The following is a 17103-nucleotide window of genomic DNA, read 5'->3' on the forward strand; positions in this document are numbered from 1 at the left end:
TATATTGTATATTTAAATATTATACATAAAGCTATGGCCTCAAGATTATGTTATTTTTTTATTTGCCTACTTTTTTTTAGCTGTAATAAATCGGCTATTGAAAATGAGAAGGAATACTCTTGGGAAACCATAAGAGTAACGGCATCTGCTTACAACTCTGTTGCAAGCCAAACTGATTCTGATCCTCATATTGCTGCTTGGGGAGACAGCCTAAAACCAGGAATGAAATATATTGCTGTATCTAAAGACCTATTAAGAAAAGGCTTAAAACACAATACACCTGTAAGAATTGAAGGGTTTAAGGGCTTGTATTTGGTAAAAGACAGAATGCATCCTAAATGGAAAAACAAAATAGATATTTACATGGGAACTGATGTAAAATCTGCCAAACTTTGGGGACGCAAAAAAGTAATTATAGATTACCGAACAAAAGCCCTTGAATAATTATTTAGTTTCTGCTTCCGAAATTAAAAAAGGGTAGGCATCTTTTACTTTTATTAATTCTGCCTCTGTTAATTTATTTGCCGATTTACCTAAAACAGATTTAGCATAATCTTCACGAAGTTCGTAATAAGCTTGTGTTAATATATCTTGCACAGCAACATACATTTCATAAGATGTAAGCTTACCATTTTGTAGCGAAATTATAGCTTCGTTAGGATTATCTGACGATTTAGCATCTTTTTTGCCATTGCAATAAACACAAGAAGCATCACCATTATTGTCTAAAAACGCTTTGGCTACTTCTTTTAAATCAGATAGTGCAACAATATTATCTTCAACAAAAATTTCGTCGTCATTATTAATAATAACTCTTAAAATGTTACGCTCGTTAATGTCTGTATCGCATGTTTGTCCAGGAGGACATTCTGCTGGTAGTTTTCTATTAATGCCTTTATCAGCAGAAATAGTAGTGGTCACTAAAAAGAAAATCAATAATAAAAATGCAATATCTGCCATAGAACCTGCATTAACCTGTGGTGAAGTGTTGTGTCTCATAATGATAAGTTTTAGATACTTAGATTATCACAAATATGATACCAGAAATAAGCACAAAAAAAACTGGTAAGTGATTAGCTTACCAGTTCGATTTTTTTGATTGATTGTTTTCAGTTTGCAAAAGCAAACCTTAAGCTTTTTCGTTTTCCATATCGTCATAAAGACCATTGGAATCTTTGATTATTTTAGATAAAGTCTTCATAATTTACAGATTTAATTGATTGATGAATATAAGTTCGTTAGTTTCTATAACGTCTTTTACTGTTCCAAGTATAACTTTTTGAATGCTCAAAAGTTCCTGTTAATTGATTGTTGCTTAAAGTTCTCATGATTTTATATTTTAATTGATTGATGAATTTAATCTTGTTAGTTTCTGTAACGTCTTTTACTGTTCCAAGTATAACTTTTTGAATGTTCAAAAGTTCCTGTTAGTTCATTGTTGTTTAAAGTTCTCATAATTTCTATATTTTAATTGATTGATGTTTATACCTAATAGACGACACAAAAATAAATTTGTTACAGTACTTTGCATAACAAGGTAATGATTTAACATATTTTAACAATTAAATAGTTAGCTTTCAATAGGGTAGAGGTAAAATAAAAATGTCAAATTGACTTTGTTTTATTGAAAAAATGTCAGTTTTATGCTAAAAAATGTGTTTGGTATTTTTTTTGAACTATAAGAATCAAAAATAAGTTTAACATAAAAATTTGATTAACTATGAGTACTTTAGTAACAATGCCAAAAAATGGCAGCGAAGTTTCAACAAACAGAAACAATTCTTCTTTACCAAGTTTTTCATCTTGGTTCGACAATTTATTTGAAAGTGGATTAGGAACAGGTTTTCTTTCCAATTTCAATACTGGGATAACCCTTCCAGCAGTAAACATTAAAGAAAATAAGGACGAATATTTTTTGGAAATTGCAGTCCCAGGAATGAAAAAATCTGATTTTAATATTGATGTAGATAATAATACATTATCTATTTCATCTGAGATTAAAGAAGAACATGAGGAGAAAGATGAAAGCTACACACGTAGAGAGTTTGGCTATTCTTCATTTAAAAGAACCTTTACATTGCCAGATACAGTAGAATCTGATAAAATTAAAGCAAAATATAGTGAAGGTATTCTTTCGGTTCATCTACCAAAAAGAGAAGAAGCAAAACAAAAACCTGCAAAACGTATTAGTGTTTCTTAATTAATTTTAACATCTAAGTAAAAGAGAAGCCTTTTTTGGCTTCTCTTTTTTATTTAATTGCTTTTTATTAAATGTTTTCAACAATAACAACCAATAACTCTAATAATGTCTTAATTTTGTACGAATTTTTTTGAAGAAGCTAAGTGTATGTCAGATGTAATTGAATTAAACAACGAACAAGAAACTAAGAAAAATCTATACGATTATCAGCTAGCTGATCTCAATCGTATTTTTGAAGTGTTCGATAATTCTCCCGAAAATTATAATTTACTATATCAGTTACCAACAGGTGGTGGTAAAACTGTTATCTTCTCTGAAATTGTACGTCGCTATATTCAAAATCACAATAAAAAGGTTGTTATTCTAACACATCGAATTGAGTTATGTAAACAAACCTCAAAGATGCTTTCTGGTTTTGATGTTAAAAACAAAGTCATAAACAGTAAGGTTAAAGAACTACCAGACCAAGACCAATACAAGTGTTTTGTTGCCATGGTAGAAACGTTAAACAACCGTTTAAACGATAAAAAACTAAACCTTGAAGATATAGGGTTGGTTATTATTGACGAGGCACATTACAATTCGTTTAGAAAACTGTTTAAGTTTTTTGAAAAATGCCTTATCCTTGGTGTAACTGCAACACCTTTAAGTAGTAATATTAAATTACCTATGAAAGACAATTACGATAAGTTAATTGTTGGTGATGATATTTCTACCTTAATAAAAAATGGTTTTTTAGCTAATGCAGAGCTTTATAATTTTGATGTTGAGCTTAATGGTTTAAAAATTGGAATTAATGGCGATTATACTGTAAAATCATCAGAGGCTTTATATACTAATTCGCATATGTTAAGCAAATTAATGTTTGCTTATGAAGAAATGTCTAAAGGAAAAAAGACGTTGATTTTTAATAATGGTATTAATACATCAAAAGAGGTTTATTATTCATTTAAAAAGGCAGGTTATAATATTAGACACCTAGATAACACGTCTACAAAACAAGAACGAAAAGATATATTAAAGTGGTTTAAAAACACTCCTGATGGCATACTAACTTCGGTAAGTATATTAACTACTGGTTTTGACGAGCCTACTGTAGAGTCTGTTATATTAAACAGAGCTACACGATCTTTAACTTTGTATTTTCAAATGATTGGTCGTGGTTCTCGTATTTTAGAAAACAAGACTACTTTTCAAGTATTAGACCTAGGTAACAATGTAGTACGATTTGGGCCTTGGAATCAATCGGTAGACTGGCAACATATTTTTAAATATCCAGATATGTATCTCGATAATTTAAGAAATGATGAAGACATAGAACGTGATTTTGTTTACGTCATGCCAGATTCTTTACGTGGAAGATTTAAAAAATCGCCTTCTATTGAGTTTGATATGAAAGATGAGTATCAAAAAGCATTAGGTGAAGGACTAAAATCATTTACAGCTATAGAGCGATCAATTGAGCAACATTCTAAAATATGTATTGAAAATTGTGAGACAGTACAAGAAGCTAGAGCGTTAACAAAAATTCTTCAAGATGATATTGCGTATCGTATAAAACAATATTCATACTGTATAATGAATAGTACTCAAAACTATAAAGATTGGTTATTTGAAGAATATAATAGAAAGTTAAGATTAAGTTTTAACGGAAAGTTTTAACGTTTTATTTAAAATTTTAGTGGTATTAATTCGTTAGTTTCGACATTAGGTATGATTTTTGATTTCATACAACTCTAAAAAAACAGTATATTTATTCAAGAGGAATTTAGGATGAAACTTAAGCTAACACTACTTTTTACTTTATTAATTACAAGCTCGCTATTAGCGCAAGTAGATGGTGAAAAGAAGTCTACTGCAATTCCTGCAGTAGAAAATAAAGATGAAAAGAAAGAAGAAACACCTAAACCTGCTCCAATACTAATTAGTCCTAGTGAAAAACCTAGTCTTACTAATACTAGCAAAGAAAATATTAGTGGTATAAAAATTAAAAATCCTACTTATAAAAACCCAAATAAGCAGTTTTCAATGATTGATAATAGTACACTTATTAATCCTAGTACAATTTTTGAAAAAAAATGGGCTGATGAAAAGAAAAAACGCGAAGCAGAATCTTTAACACCTGAAAAGTTAGGAGACCAATTTTTAGGAGATTTTAAAATTACTGGCGAATTTATTAATGTTATTTGTCGTGATTTTGGTGAAGAAGATGGTGATTTAGTTCGTGTTATAGTTAATGATGATGTTTATGTGGCTAGGCTTGAATTATTGAACGGTTTTAAATCATTTAAAATCCCTTTAGTTGATGGCATCAATAAAGTTGATTTTTATGCCATTAATCAAGGTTTAGTTGGCTATAATACTGCTGAATTTCAAATTTTTAGTGATACTGAAACACTAATTTTTACAAAGTCATGGCATTTGTCAACTAATTCTAAAGCTACGCTTGTTTTTATAAAACAATAACTTCTTTTTTATCCAAATTTATAGTCCTTTTACAACTTCTAATTAAAAATAATGAAGTAAATTTATGTACAAATAAATGCAAAGGCTTAAATATAATGAGCAAAAATAACCTACCTAAAATTGTTATTATTGGAGCTGGATTTGGAGGTATATCTATAGCTAAATCTTTTAAAAACAAACCAGTTAATGTGTTGCTGATTGATAAGCACAACTATCATAATTTTCAGCCCTTAATGTATCAGATAGCTACAGGTGGACTAGAACCAGATAGTATTGCATATCCTGTAAGACGAATTTTTAGAAACCAAGCTAATTTTAGTTTCAGAATGGCTAATGTAATTAGTGTAAACACAGAGTCCAATTTACTACACACAACCATTGGAGATGTTACTTACGATTATTTAGTTATAGCCACAGGAAGTACAAATAACTATTTTAATTTCGAACCAGTAAAACAAAAACTACTTACTCTTAAGTCAATTCCTGACGCATTAAACATACGCAGTTATATCTATCAGAATCTAGAAAAAGCATTAGTAGAACAAGATAAAAGACCTATTGAAGACATCATTAATATTGCTATAATTGGTGGTGGTCCAGCAGGAATTGAATTAGCTGGTGCTTTAGCAGAAATGAAACATTATGTATTACCAAAAGACTTTCCAGATTTAGATTTATCAAAAATGGAGATAAATTTATATGAAGCAGCTCCTAAGCTTTTAGGTGCTATGTCTGAAGATTCTTCAAAAATGAGTTTAAAATATTTAATTAGGCTTGGTGTTAATGTTCATTTAAACTCAAAAGTTGAAGCTTATGATGGCACAAAACTATCACTTGAAGATGGAAGTAATTTTATTACAGATACTGTTATCTGGACAGCAGGAGTAAAGGCATCACCAATAGATGGCTTATCAAAAGAGGTTATTACTGGCGGAAACAGAATTTTAGTAAATGAATATAACCAAATAGATACTACAGAAAATGTATTCGCTATTGGTGATGTTGCTGCCTGTGTAACACCAGAAAATCCAAAAGGCCTACCAATGTTAGCTCCTGTTGCTCAACAACAAGGTAAATTGCTCTCAAAAAATTTAATTAAACTAATCAATAAAAAACCAATGACGCCTTTTGTTTACAAAGACAGAGGTGTAATGGCAACTATAGGTCGCAAAAAGGCAGTTGTAGACTTACCTAAATGGAAATTTCAAGGCACATTTGCCTGGTTGGTTTGGATGTTTATACACATCATGTCGCTTGTAGGTTTTAGAAATAAGTTTGTAGCATTTTATGATTGGATGTCAAATTATTTTACTTACGATAAGCCATTAGGACTAATTATCAGACCATATAAGCGACAAGAGTAAACTTTATTATAAATATTGAATTCTATAACTTATCTTTGAGGAGTTTTGGGAATTACCTTAATAATTCTTATCTTAACTCAACATTGTTTCCACTGGATTAATCTTTAGGTAAATCAATCTCATCAATTGCCTTTCCAAATTATTTGTTTAGTAATTCAATTCACTTAATATTAATATTTTATAAAAAAGAATGGCAAAGTCGCAACAGACCTATAGCAAAATTGAAAAAGAAAAAGCTCGTGCTAAAAAGCGTGAAGAAAAACAAAAGAAAAAAGAAGCTCGTAAAGCTGAAGGTGGAAGTGGAGGAATTCAATTCGCTTATGTAGATGCTTACGGAAATTTAACTGATACTCCACCAGATCCAGCTGACAAGATAAAAGTTGATGCTGAAGATATCGTTTTAGGTGTTCCTAAAAAAGAAGAAGGTGAAGAAGAAGATCCACAAAGAACTGGAAAAGTATCATTTTTTGATAGCTCAAAAGGTTTCGGATTTATTATCGATACCGAAAACAACGAAAAATACTTCTGTCACGTTAGTGGCTTATTAGATGAAATTTTCGAAAATGATAAAGTTACGTTCGAACTAGAACGTGGTATGAAAGGTATGAATGCTGTAAGAGTTAAGAAAGTTTAAGTAGTGATTCTACTTTAATAACTTCTGCCATTTGCATTGTACCTAAATGATGGTGGCCAATGCGCACTCTCACTAGGCGTAATGTTGGAAAACCAACTGCAGAAGTCATTTTGCGTACTTGTCTAAATTTACCTTCAGAAATTATTACAGAAATCCAACTTGTTGGACCATGCCTATCATCTCTTATTTTTTTAGATCGTTTTGGAAACTCAGGAATTGAGTCTAATTTTCTAACCTTACTAGGTTGAGTATTATATTTAATTCCTTCAAAACCAATTTCAACACCTTTCTGTAATTGTTTTATGGCAACATCAGTAATATCGCCATCGACTTGCAAATAATATTCCTTTTCAGTGTCACCTTTATTAATCTCGTCGCTTAATTTTCCGTCTGTAGTTAATAATAAAAGTCCCTCGGAATCTTCATCTAACCTGCCAATAGACATTGTGCCATTTTCAAAAGGAAAAAGCTCAGAAATGAACTTCTTTTTTTGTTCATGCTTAGCATTACTACCAAACTGACTCAAATAACCATAAGGTTTAAAAAGTTTATAGTGATGGTGAAGTACAACTTTACTATTATCCATTTAAAATACTAAAAACAAGTTCTTTAGTTAATTTTTTACCATTAGCTTTAGCTTTAATATCTGTAAAGTTAAATCTAAAATCACAACCTGTTTTATACTCACTACAACCATAAGCAGCCTTGCCTTTTATAACAGTACCTTTTTTACATTTAGGACAAGAAATTACATCAGGAATTACTTTTTTAGCTGCTTTTTTTACTTTCTTTTTTGTGTGATTTTCTGCAGTAATATTAGCCTTTTTAGTTTCGCTTCTAACTTCATAAACCAACTCATCAACCATTTTCTTCATGTTATTAATAAACGTCGCTGCACTATAGGTGCCTTTTTCAATGTCTTTTAATTGCTTTTCCCATTGACCAGTAAGTTCAGCACTTTTCAATAGTTCATTTTGTATAGTATCAATCAGCTGAATTCCTGTTGGTGTTGGTAATATTTGTTTTTTATTTCTAACTATATACTTACGCTTAAATAATGTCTCTATAATACTTGCACGTGTTGACGGTCTTCCTATACCATTTTCTTTCATCAAATCACGCAACTCATCATCATCAACTTGTTTTCCAGCAGTTTCCATAGCACGTAGGAGTGAAGCTTCTGTAAATTGTGAAGGTGCTTTTGTTTGTTTCTCTAAAAATGATGGCTCGTGTGGTCCTTTTTCTCCTTTTACAAAATTTGGCAATATATCTTGTTCTTTTTTAGAACTATCAGCAGTTTCAAATACAACGCGCCATCCTTTTTTTAAGATTTCTTTTCCTGTAGTTTTAAAAGATACATCGTCAACTTTACCAATAACAGTAGTATTTGATACAGAGCAATCATCATAAAATACAGCTATAAAGCGTCTTGTAATGATATCATAAACCAATTGCTGATTTGGTTGCATGTGGCTTTCAACACCTGTTGGAATAATTGCGTGGTGATCGGTTACTTTTTTATCATTAAAAACCTTAGTCGATTTCTTTATTTTTTTTCCTAAAAGAGGTGTTGTTAATTCTGAGTATTTTGTTAAGTTTTTAAGTATACCTGCAACTTTAGGATATACATCACTAGGCAAGAAAGTGGTATCAACTCTAGGATAAGTGACTACTTTTTGCTCATATAATTTTTGAACAATATTAAGTGTTTCTTCAGCTGAAAAGCCAAATTTAGTATTGCAATACACTTGTAATCCTGTTAAATCGAATAGTTTTGGCGCATAATCTTTACCTTTCTTTTTCGTGACAGAATCTACAACAAATTCATGCTCTTTAACTTTATTGGCTAGTTTTTCACCATCTTCCATGTTTAAAAAACGTCCTTCCTCATAACTAAACAAAGTATCTCGATACATAGTTTGCAATTCCCAGTAAGGTTGAGGTACAAAATTTTCAATTTCTTTAAATCGACCAACTACCATAGCTAATGTTGGTGTTTGCACTCTACCAACTGATAATACTTGCTTATAACCACCATGTTTTACAGTGTACAATCGTGTAGCATTTATTCCTAAAAGCCAATCACCAATAGCTCTAGAAAATCCAGCATAATAAAGATTATCATAATTCTCTGATGGTTTAAGGTTATTAAAACCTTCTTTAATAGCTTCGGTTGTTAACGATGAAATCCAAAGTCGTTTTATTTCGCCTTTATAATTAGCTTGTTGCAAAACCCAACGCTGAATCAGTTCTCCTTCTTGACCAGCATCACCACAGTTTATTACCAATTCGGCAGCATCAAAAAGCTTTTTTACAATATTGAATTGCTTTAAAATTCCTGCATTATCAACCACTTTGGTTTTAAATTTCTCAGGAAGCATTGGTAAATTATTTAAATCCCAACTTTTCCAATATGGCTTATAGTCGTTAGGTTCTAAAAGTGTACAAAAATGCCCAAAAGTATACGTAACAGCATAGCCATTACCTTCATAATAACCATCATGTTTGGTGTTTGCTCCTAAAACAGAAGCAATTTCACGAGCTACACTAGGCTTTTCAGCAATACATACTTTCACTAAATCTGCGGATTTTAAAGTTTATAAGAGGCTGCAAAATAAGAAATTTTACAAGCAATTTAAGGTTTTTTTTAACAGTTGTCTAAAATGATTATTTAACAGTAATGCCTATATTTAAGACTTTTAAAATCAACCACACATGACAATACAAAAAACTCTTCAACTATTTGTTATAATAGTATGTTTACTATTACCAACAACTAACTTTTCTCAATCTAAAAAGAAGAAAAATAAAAAGACAGAAGTTGTTGCACCAACACCACCTAAAAAAAAGGATAATGGTATTAAAGACTACAGCGAAGTTATTACCAAAGACGCCATTACAGACGAAGGATTATTTAAAGTTCATAAAATAAAAGATAAATACTATTACGAAATCCCTTTCAATTTACTCAACAAGGATATGTTATTGGTAAGTCGCATTGCAAAACTCCCTTCAGGATTAGGAGGTGGTTATGTAAATGCAGGAACTGAAACCAATGAACAAATGGTTGTTTGGGAGCGTTTCCAAGATAAAATACTTATTAAAGTAAAATCGTATAATGCGGTTGCAAATGATAGCTTGCCAATAAATATATCTGTTAGAGCCAATAATTATGAGCCTACACTATATGCTTTTGATATTGCAACATTCAGTAAAGACTCAACAGCAGCTGTTGTGGATGTCACTAAATTTTATAGTAGTGATGTTAAAGCGATAAGCGGACTTTCTGCAGATATGCGTGATGCTTATAAAGTTAGAAACTTAGATGATTCTCGTAGCTTCATAACTTCAGCAAAGAGTTTTCCGATGAATATTGAGATTATTCAAGATTTCACTTACAATGCTTCAAAACCACCTGTTCATCCAGAAACTGAAACGATTAGTTTACAGATGAATCAATCAATGATTTTACTGCCTGAACAACAAATGCAACCACGACTTGCCGACCCAAGAGTAGGTTGGTTTACTGTAAGTCAGTATGATTATAGCAGCGAAGCTTTAAAATCTGATCAAAAAACATACATACGTCGTTGGCGATTAGAACCAAAAGACCCTGAAGCATACAAAAGAGGTGAGTTGGTTGAACCAATTAAGCCAATAGTGTATTATTTAGATCCAGCAACACCTGAGAAACTGCGTAAATATATCAAACAAGGTATAGAAGATTGGCAAAAAGCATTTGAAACTGCAGGTTTCAAAAATGCTATTTTAGCTAAAGACCCTCCAACAATAGAAGAAGACCCAGAGTTTAGCCCTGAAGATATTCGCTATTCTGTGATACGTTATGTAGCAAGTACTACACGTAATGCCACAGGACCAAGTGTTTCTGACCCAAGAACTGGTGAGATTATAGAAAGTGATGTTATTTGGTATCATAACCATTTACGCTCTTACAGAAACAGGTATTTACTAGAAACTGGTGCTGCAAACCCTTCAGCAAGAACTTTAGACACTCCAGATGAAGAAATAGGAGAGATGATGCGCATGGTAATAGCTCACGAAGTTGGTCATGCTTTAGGTTTTCCTCATAATATGGGAGCAAGTTGTGCTTATGATGTTGAAAGTTATAGAAATGGAGCATTTACACAAGAATTTGGTATTGCCTCAAGTATTATGGATTATGCTCGTTATAATTATATTGCGCAACCTGGAGATACAAACATTCGTTTTATAAGACAAATTGGACCTTACGATCACTATGCTACAAATTGGGGTTATAGATGGATTCCTAATGAAACTACAGAAAGCGAAACTGCTACTTTAGATAAATGGATTATGGCAAAAGATGGAGATGTAAGATATAAATTCGGAAAACAAAGTAGTCGTTTTGATCCATCTGCTCAAACTGAAGATATTGGAAACAACTCTATAAAAGCGAGTACTTATGGACTAAAAAACCTTAAATATGTTGCAGAACATTTACCAGAATGGACAAGTGATAAAACCAATGATTATGAAGACTTAAATGAGTTATATGGCGAGCTTTTAGGTGTTTGGAGTCGTTATGTTGGCCATGTAGTTACTCATATTGGAGGCGTTTATGAAGACACTAAAAAACCAAATCAAAGTGGAGTAGTGTACACACCTGCTTCTAAAGACGATCAAAAAGCAGCTATGGCTTGGTTGCATGAAAATGCTTTTGCATCTCCAACCTGGATATTAGATGTCAATACATTACAATCTACCGAATATACTGGTTATACTGAGACTTTTAGAAGCTTACAGGCAAGACATTTAAATAATATTCTAGATTTTGATGTTTTAGGAAGGTTAATCGATGGGGAAGTGGTTAGTGCTGAAAATTATTCAGCTCTAAATATGTTACAAGACTTACGTAAAGGTATTTGGAAAGAACTAAACAGCACTAAATCGGTATCTGTTTTCAGAAGAAACCTTCAACGTGTATATATAGATAGAATGCAGTATTTAATGACTGAAGAATTAAAACCAAGTCGTTTTGGTAGTTATTATAATGTGAACCAATCTGATGTAAGAGCATTAGTAAGAGGCGAATTAAACACTTTAAGAAATTCAATAAAATATATAAAGAATAGTGTTTCTAATACAGAAACTAAGTATCATTATGAAGATTGCATTAAGCGTATCGACATGATTTTAGATCCAAAATAATTTATGACAAACACTCAATTAATATTTAAAAAACGACCAATAGGAGTTCCTGATGCAAATACATGGTCTATAGAAAAAAATCCTATTCCTGAACCCAAAGAAGGTGAAGTGCTTATTCAGCAGCATTATGTATCGTTAGATCCAGCAATGAGAGGTTGGATGAATGAAGGCAAATCGTATATAGAACCTATAAAAATTGACGATGTAATGCGAGCAGGTTCAATAGGAAAAGTTATAAAAGCTAATAATCATCCAAAGTACAAGGTAGGAGATTGCTTAACAGGTTGGGGAGGTGTTCAACAATATGTGGCAACAACAGCAGAAAACTGGTATAAAGTTGACGATACTTTAGCACCAATGCCAATGTATTTAGGCACTCTCGGAATGCCAGGAATGACAGCTTATTTTGGAATTTTAGAAGTCGGAAAAATTAAATCTGGTGATACAGTTCTAATTTCAGGAGCAGCTGGAGCAGTAGGCAGTGTTGTTGGGCAAATTGCAAAACTTAAAGGTTGCACAGTTGTAGGTATAGCTGGAGGAAAAGACAAATGCGATTATATGATTAATGAACTTGGATTTGATGATGCTATCGATTACAAATCTGAAAATGTAATGTTGGCTTTAAGAACAAAATGCCCTAAAGGAATTGATGTGTTTTTTGATAATGTTGGTGGCGATATTTTAGATGCTGCCTTAGTACATTTAAGAATGCATGCTCGTGTGGTTATTTGCGGAGCCATTTCGCAATATAATGCAACCACTCGTGTAAAAGGACCAAGTAACTACTTGTCATTATTGGTAAACAGAGCAACTATGCAAGGCATGGTGGTTTTAGATTATGCCAAAGATTACGGAAATGCAGCTGCTGAAATGGGCAAATGGCTAGCTGAAGGCAAATTAAAAAGTAAAGAAGATGTATATGAAGGCATTGAGAATTTTCAAAGCACTTATAACAGATTGTTTACAGGAGAAAAAAACGGAAAACTAGTACTTAAAGTACTTTAACTATATTAAATCGATTCATACAACAACTAACTTATGAAAAAATCAACCTTTCTGTCGTTTATAGCATTACTATTATGTTTACAAACGATACATTCACAAAAAACAAAAAAAGAAGACAAGCAAGCCTTAGACACAATTAAAATTAGTGGTTTAAAATGGCGAAGTATTGGTCCTTCATTAACATCAGGACGTATTTCTGATATTGCTGTTAATCCAAACAATCCATTCGAGTATTATGTAGCGAGTTCTGCTGGTGGAGTATGGAAAACAATTAATTCAGGAATTGAATACACACCAGTTTTTGATGGTGAAGGCTCATTTTCTATTGGCTGTGTAACTATCGATCCTAATAACACAAATGTTGTTTGGGTTGGAAGTGGCGAAAACAACAACCAACGCTCTGTAAATTATGGCGATGGTGTTTACAAATCTACTGATGGAGGCGCAAGCTGGACAAATATGGGATTAAAAACATCTGAACATATTGGACGTATTGTAGTGCATCCAGATAATTCAGATGTGGTTTATGTTGCTGCTATTGGTCCACTTTGGAGCAAAGGTGGTGAGCGTGGTTTGTACAAAACTACTGATGGTGGAAAAACATGGAAAGCAGTATTAACTGTTGATGAACATACAGGTGTAAACGATGTGGTTATGGATCCTCGTCATCCTGAAGTGTTATATGCTTCTACGTTTCAACGCAGACGTCATGTGTATACTTATGTTGGTGGAGGACCAGGTTCTGGATTGCATAAAAGCACAGATGGTGGTGAAACATGGACAAAAATTCAAAACGGATTACCAACAACTGAATTAGGTAGAATTGGTTTAGCTATTTCGCCAGCAAATCCAGAGTTTATTTATGCTATTGTAGAAGCAGCTGATGGAAAAGGCGGATTTTTCAAATCGACAAACAGAGGTTCTAGTTGGGAAAAAATGGGAGATCATAGTACTAGCGGAAACTATTACCAAGAAATTATTGCCGATCCAGTTGATGAAAACACAGTGTATTCAATGGATACTTGGATGAGCGTTACTAAAAATGGAGGTAAATCGTTTGATATTGTAGGTGAAGATTATAAGCATATCGATAATCACTGTATGTGGATAGACCCAAACAACAACAAACATTGGCTAGTTGGTAGTGATGGAGGTGTTTATGAAACCTTTGATGCTGCTAAAACTTGGGATTTTAAAGAAAATATTCCTGTAACTCAGTTCTATAAAGTGGCTGTTGATAATGCTTATCCGTTTTATAATGTATATGGAGGCACTCAAGATAACTTTAGTATTGGTGGACCATCTAGAGTAATTACAGATCATGGTATTACTAATTTCGATTGGTTTATAACAAATGGTGGCGACGGATTTGAATCTCAAATAGATCCTGAAAACCCAAATATTGTATATGCACAATCACAATACGGATTTTTAGTACGTTACGATAAAAAAAGTGGTGAGGCTGTCGGAATTCAACCAAAGGAACGTCAAGGCGAAAATGCTTATAAGTTTAATTGGGATGCGCCATTAGTTGTAAGTAAACATAAAAGTGGAAGGCTTTATTTTGCTGCAAATAAGCTATTTAAGTCTGATGATTATGGTAATAGTTGGAGTGTAATTAGTGATGATTTATCACAGCAAATAGACAGAAATACACTTAACGTTTATGATAGAGTTGTAAGTATTGATGCTGTTGCTAAAAACGGTTCAACGTCACCTTATGGTGCTATTGTAGCGTTATCGGAATCGCCAATTGATGAAAATTTAATTGTTGTTGGTACTGATGATGGATTAATTCAAATTACTGAAGATGGCGGAAAAACATGGCGAAAAGTGAGTGCTATTTCTGGAGCTCCAAATATGTCGTATGTAAATAATGTGCATGCTTCAAAACACAATGCTAATGTTATTTACGCTGCATTTAACCACCATAAATATGGCGATTTTAAACCTTATCTGTTTAAGTCTTCCGATAAAGGTCGCACTTGGACTTCAATAAGTGGTAATTTACCAGAACGTGGCTCTGTATATGCTTTTGAAGAAGATCATAAAGATGCTAATTTACTGTTTTGCGGCACAGAATTCGGTGTGTATTTCACTCCAAATAGTGGTGGACGCTGGAAAAAGCTAGGCAATGGTTTACCAACCATATTAGTAAGAGATATTGCTATACAAGAGCGTGAAAACGATTTGGTATTAGGAACATTTGGAAGAGGATTTTATGTTTTAGATGATTATTCGTCATTACGAACTATAGAAAATGAAAATCCGAAGGAAAAAGCTATTATTTATCCAATTCGTACAGCATTAATGTGGGAAAAAAGTACGCCTTTAGGCTTGCCAGGAAAATCTTTTCAAGGCGATAATTTTTACACATCACCAAATTTAGGCCCAGAAGTGATGATTACGTATTATTATGATGATACTTATGAATCGTTGAAAGACCAACGTCAGAAACGTGAAAAAGACCTTATTAAAGGTAATAAAAGCACGCCTTATCCTAGTTATAATGCGCTTAAAGCCGAAAATAATGAATCTGCACCACAATTATTGTTTGTATTTAAAGACGCTAGCGGAAACATCATAAAAAAGGAAACAAAATCACCAACTAAAGGTTTACAGCGTTTTCATTGGGATTTAAGATACACACCACAAAACCCTGTAAATTTCAATACACCAGCATTTTACAATCCGTTTTCTGGTAAAAATGAAGGTACATTGGTTGTACCAGGAACTTATACTGTAGAAATGCAGTTGTTTAAAGATGGTATAACAACAACACTTGTGCCTGCAACAACTTTTGAAGTAAAAGCATTAGACAATACTGTTATGCCAGCAGAAAACAGAGCTGAAAAAGTGGCATTCCAAAAGCAAATATCTGCTTTAGAAGCCGATTTAGAAGTATGTCAGTATTTAATGGGAGAGATGAATACCAAAATTAAATACATAAAAGAAGCAATAAAACGCTCAGAGCAGCCTATGGATAAGCTATACCAAACTACGTTAGCTATCGAAAACAAGCTTAAAGACATTAATATTCAATTATATGGCGATCCTGTGAAAGCAAGATTAGATATCGACCAAGTACAAAGTCCTGCAAATAGATTAGGAACCATTGGTTACGAGCAAAAATACTCAACAGCAACGCCAACACAAACGCATAAAGATAGTTATGCAATTGCAAAAGCTGAAATTCAAAGTATCAGACAGATGATAGAAACATTATCTAAAGTAGATATTAAACAATTAGAAGAACAACTCATAAAAGCTGGTGCACCATATACACCAGGACGCGGACTTAAAGATTAACCATCGAGACTTTTTTCTCATTAAACAGCTAAATGAACCTTGTGTTTGTTTAACTGTTTTTTTTATGAGCCATTGCAACAGAAGAGTAGTTACTTTATATGATTCGTATAATTGATGTAAACAGATAAATACTCGTAAATGTTTTGAATATTGAAGTATTGGAGCACAAGTTTTGAAATATTCTATTTTACATAATATAAATTATAGTACAAATGTTCATTTTTGACTTTTTGCTTAAAGAGTATAATAGTATTCCATTTGATAGCTATAATGTTATTATGTAAAATATCCCAGTAACATCGCGTTGCTATTGAATAATACTAACTTGGGTCATTAAACAAGAATCGGTGTGCTACGCACAGTTAATTATTTATTTGTATCTATAATTTGTCGTTATGTAAAATAGCCACTGCCAAACGCTCGATTGTTTTTATAAAATCAAATTGCTTGTTGCAATTTATTTATAACTCAATTTCCAGCCGCTTGCCAGCGCCAAAATAAAAGCTAACCTTTTTACTGTTATTGAAATTTTAGCGTATTTGATTAATTGTGCACAATATTTTTTTCTAAGCGATTCTCATGGATTGCCATAAGAGCTTAAATTTTATGAAATCGAGTTTTTTACGAGATTCACGAACTCCTTTAAAGTTTCTGCAAATAATTAAATGAGTGAGTAAAAATAAAATTCCAAGCACTTATTCTATTCTCGTTACTATTTAATCTTTTTTTGGATTGTAATTACTAATATTATGTAAAATAGAAATTGAAGATTTAAACTATTTAAGTTTTGGTTATATCTTTTTTTCTTGGATAAAAAAAGAAACAAAAAAATCATGACTGCATATAATTTTGGAAACAATTACGGTTCGTTACGCTATATTTTAGGAAACATTGTAACTTAACCAAGATTTCTGAAGAAAACGTTTCAAACGCAG

The 17103-nt window shown here is 32.3% G+C and carries 12 protein-coding genes; 9 read left to right on the forward strand and 3 right to left on the reverse strand.

Annotated features, from left to right (window positions below; translation table 11 throughout):
- Positions 1–33: 33 nt before the first annotated feature.
- A complete protein-coding gene (locus tag IEW41_RS07495) occupies positions 34–444 on the forward strand; it encodes a 3D domain-containing protein (RefSeq protein ID WP_188605722.1) in 411 nt (136 codons plus the stop codon).
- On the opposite strand, the gene IEW41_RS07500 is transcribed toward IEW41_RS07495, so the two are convergent.
- Positions 445–999, reverse strand: a complete 555-nt coding sequence (locus IEW41_RS07500) for an ExbD/TolR family protein (protein WP_188605723.1) — start codon at positions 997–999, stop codon at positions 445–447. It abuts the gene before it with no gap.
- A gap of 721 nt (positions 1000–1720) precedes the next feature.
- On the opposite strand from IEW41_RS07500, the gene IEW41_RS07505 reads away from it, so the two are divergent.
- From IEW41_RS07505 to IEW41_RS07525, 5 genes are all read left to right on the forward strand, one after another.
- Positions 1721–2200 carry an Hsp20/alpha crystallin family protein gene (locus IEW41_RS07505; protein ID WP_188605724.1) on the forward strand — a complete coding sequence of 160 codons (480 nt, stop codon included), beginning with the start codon at positions 1721–1723 and terminating at the stop codon, positions 2198–2200.
- A gap of 147 nt (positions 2201–2347) precedes the next feature.
- A complete protein-coding gene (locus IEW41_RS07510; RefSeq protein ID WP_188605725.1) occupies positions 2348–3862 on the forward strand; it encodes a DEAD/DEAH box helicase in 1515 nt (504 codons plus the stop codon).
- A 111-nt stretch (positions 3863–3973) separates the two neighbouring features.
- Positions 3974–4666, forward strand: a complete 693-nt coding sequence (locus IEW41_RS07515) for a hypothetical protein (protein WP_188605726.1) — start codon at positions 3974–3976, stop codon at positions 4664–4666.
- 95 nt (positions 4667–4761) lie between these two features.
- Positions 4762–6030, forward strand: a complete 1269-nt coding sequence (locus tag IEW41_RS07520; RefSeq protein ID WP_188605727.1) for an NAD(P)/FAD-dependent oxidoreductase — start codon at positions 4762–4764, stop codon at positions 6028–6030.
- 190 nt (positions 6031–6220) lie between these two features.
- Positions 6221–6664, forward strand: coding sequence for a cold-shock protein (locus IEW41_RS07525; RefSeq protein WP_188605728.1), 444 nt, complete (start codon positions 6221–6223; stop codon positions 6662–6664).
- On the opposite strand, the gene IEW41_RS07530 is transcribed toward IEW41_RS07525, so the two are convergent.
- Both IEW41_RS07530 and IEW41_RS07535 read right to left on the reverse strand, forming a co-directional pair.
- Positions 6651–7250 (reverse strand): pseudouridine synthase, encoded by a 600-nt coding sequence (locus IEW41_RS07530; RefSeq protein ID WP_188605729.1) that lies wholly within the window; start codon positions 7248–7250, stop codon positions 6651–6653. The two genes, IEW41_RS07525 and IEW41_RS07530, sit on opposite strands and share 14 nt — an antisense overlap.
- Positions 7243–9240 carry a DNA topoisomerase 3 gene (locus IEW41_RS07535; RefSeq protein ID WP_188605730.1) on the reverse strand — a complete coding sequence of 666 codons (1998 nt, stop codon included), beginning with the start codon at positions 9238–9240 and terminating at the stop codon, positions 7243–7245. The genes IEW41_RS07530 and IEW41_RS07535 overlap by 8 nt, the downstream gene beginning before the upstream one ends.
- 139 nt (positions 9241–9379) lie before the next feature.
- Between IEW41_RS07535 and IEW41_RS07540 the strand changes: the two genes are divergently transcribed.
- The 3 genes from IEW41_RS07540 to IEW41_RS07550 are packed head-to-tail and all read left to right on the forward strand — an operon-like array spanning position 9380 to position 16168.
- Positions 9380–11854, forward strand: coding sequence for a zinc-dependent metalloprotease (locus IEW41_RS07540; RefSeq protein ID WP_188605731.1), 2475 nt, complete (start codon positions 9380–9382; stop codon positions 11852–11854).
- A gap of 3 nt (positions 11855–11857) precedes the next feature.
- Positions 11858–12859 (forward strand): NADP-dependent oxidoreductase, encoded by a 1002-nt coding sequence (locus IEW41_RS07545; RefSeq protein ID WP_188605732.1) that lies wholly within the window; start codon positions 11858–11860, stop codon positions 12857–12859.
- Positions 12860–12892: 33 nt separating this feature from the next.
- Positions 12893–16168: a WD40/YVTN/BNR-like repeat-containing protein gene (locus tag IEW41_RS07550; protein ID WP_188605733.1), complete on the forward strand. Its 3276-nt coding sequence runs from the start codon at positions 12893–12895 to the stop codon at positions 16166–16168.
- Positions 16169–17103 lie beyond the last annotated feature (935 nt).

It is taken from the genome of Aquaticitalea lipolytica, assembly GCF_014641635.1.
Classification (GTDB): Bacteria; Bacteroidota; Bacteroidia; order Flavobacteriales; family Flavobacteriaceae; genus Aquaticitalea; species Aquaticitalea lipolytica.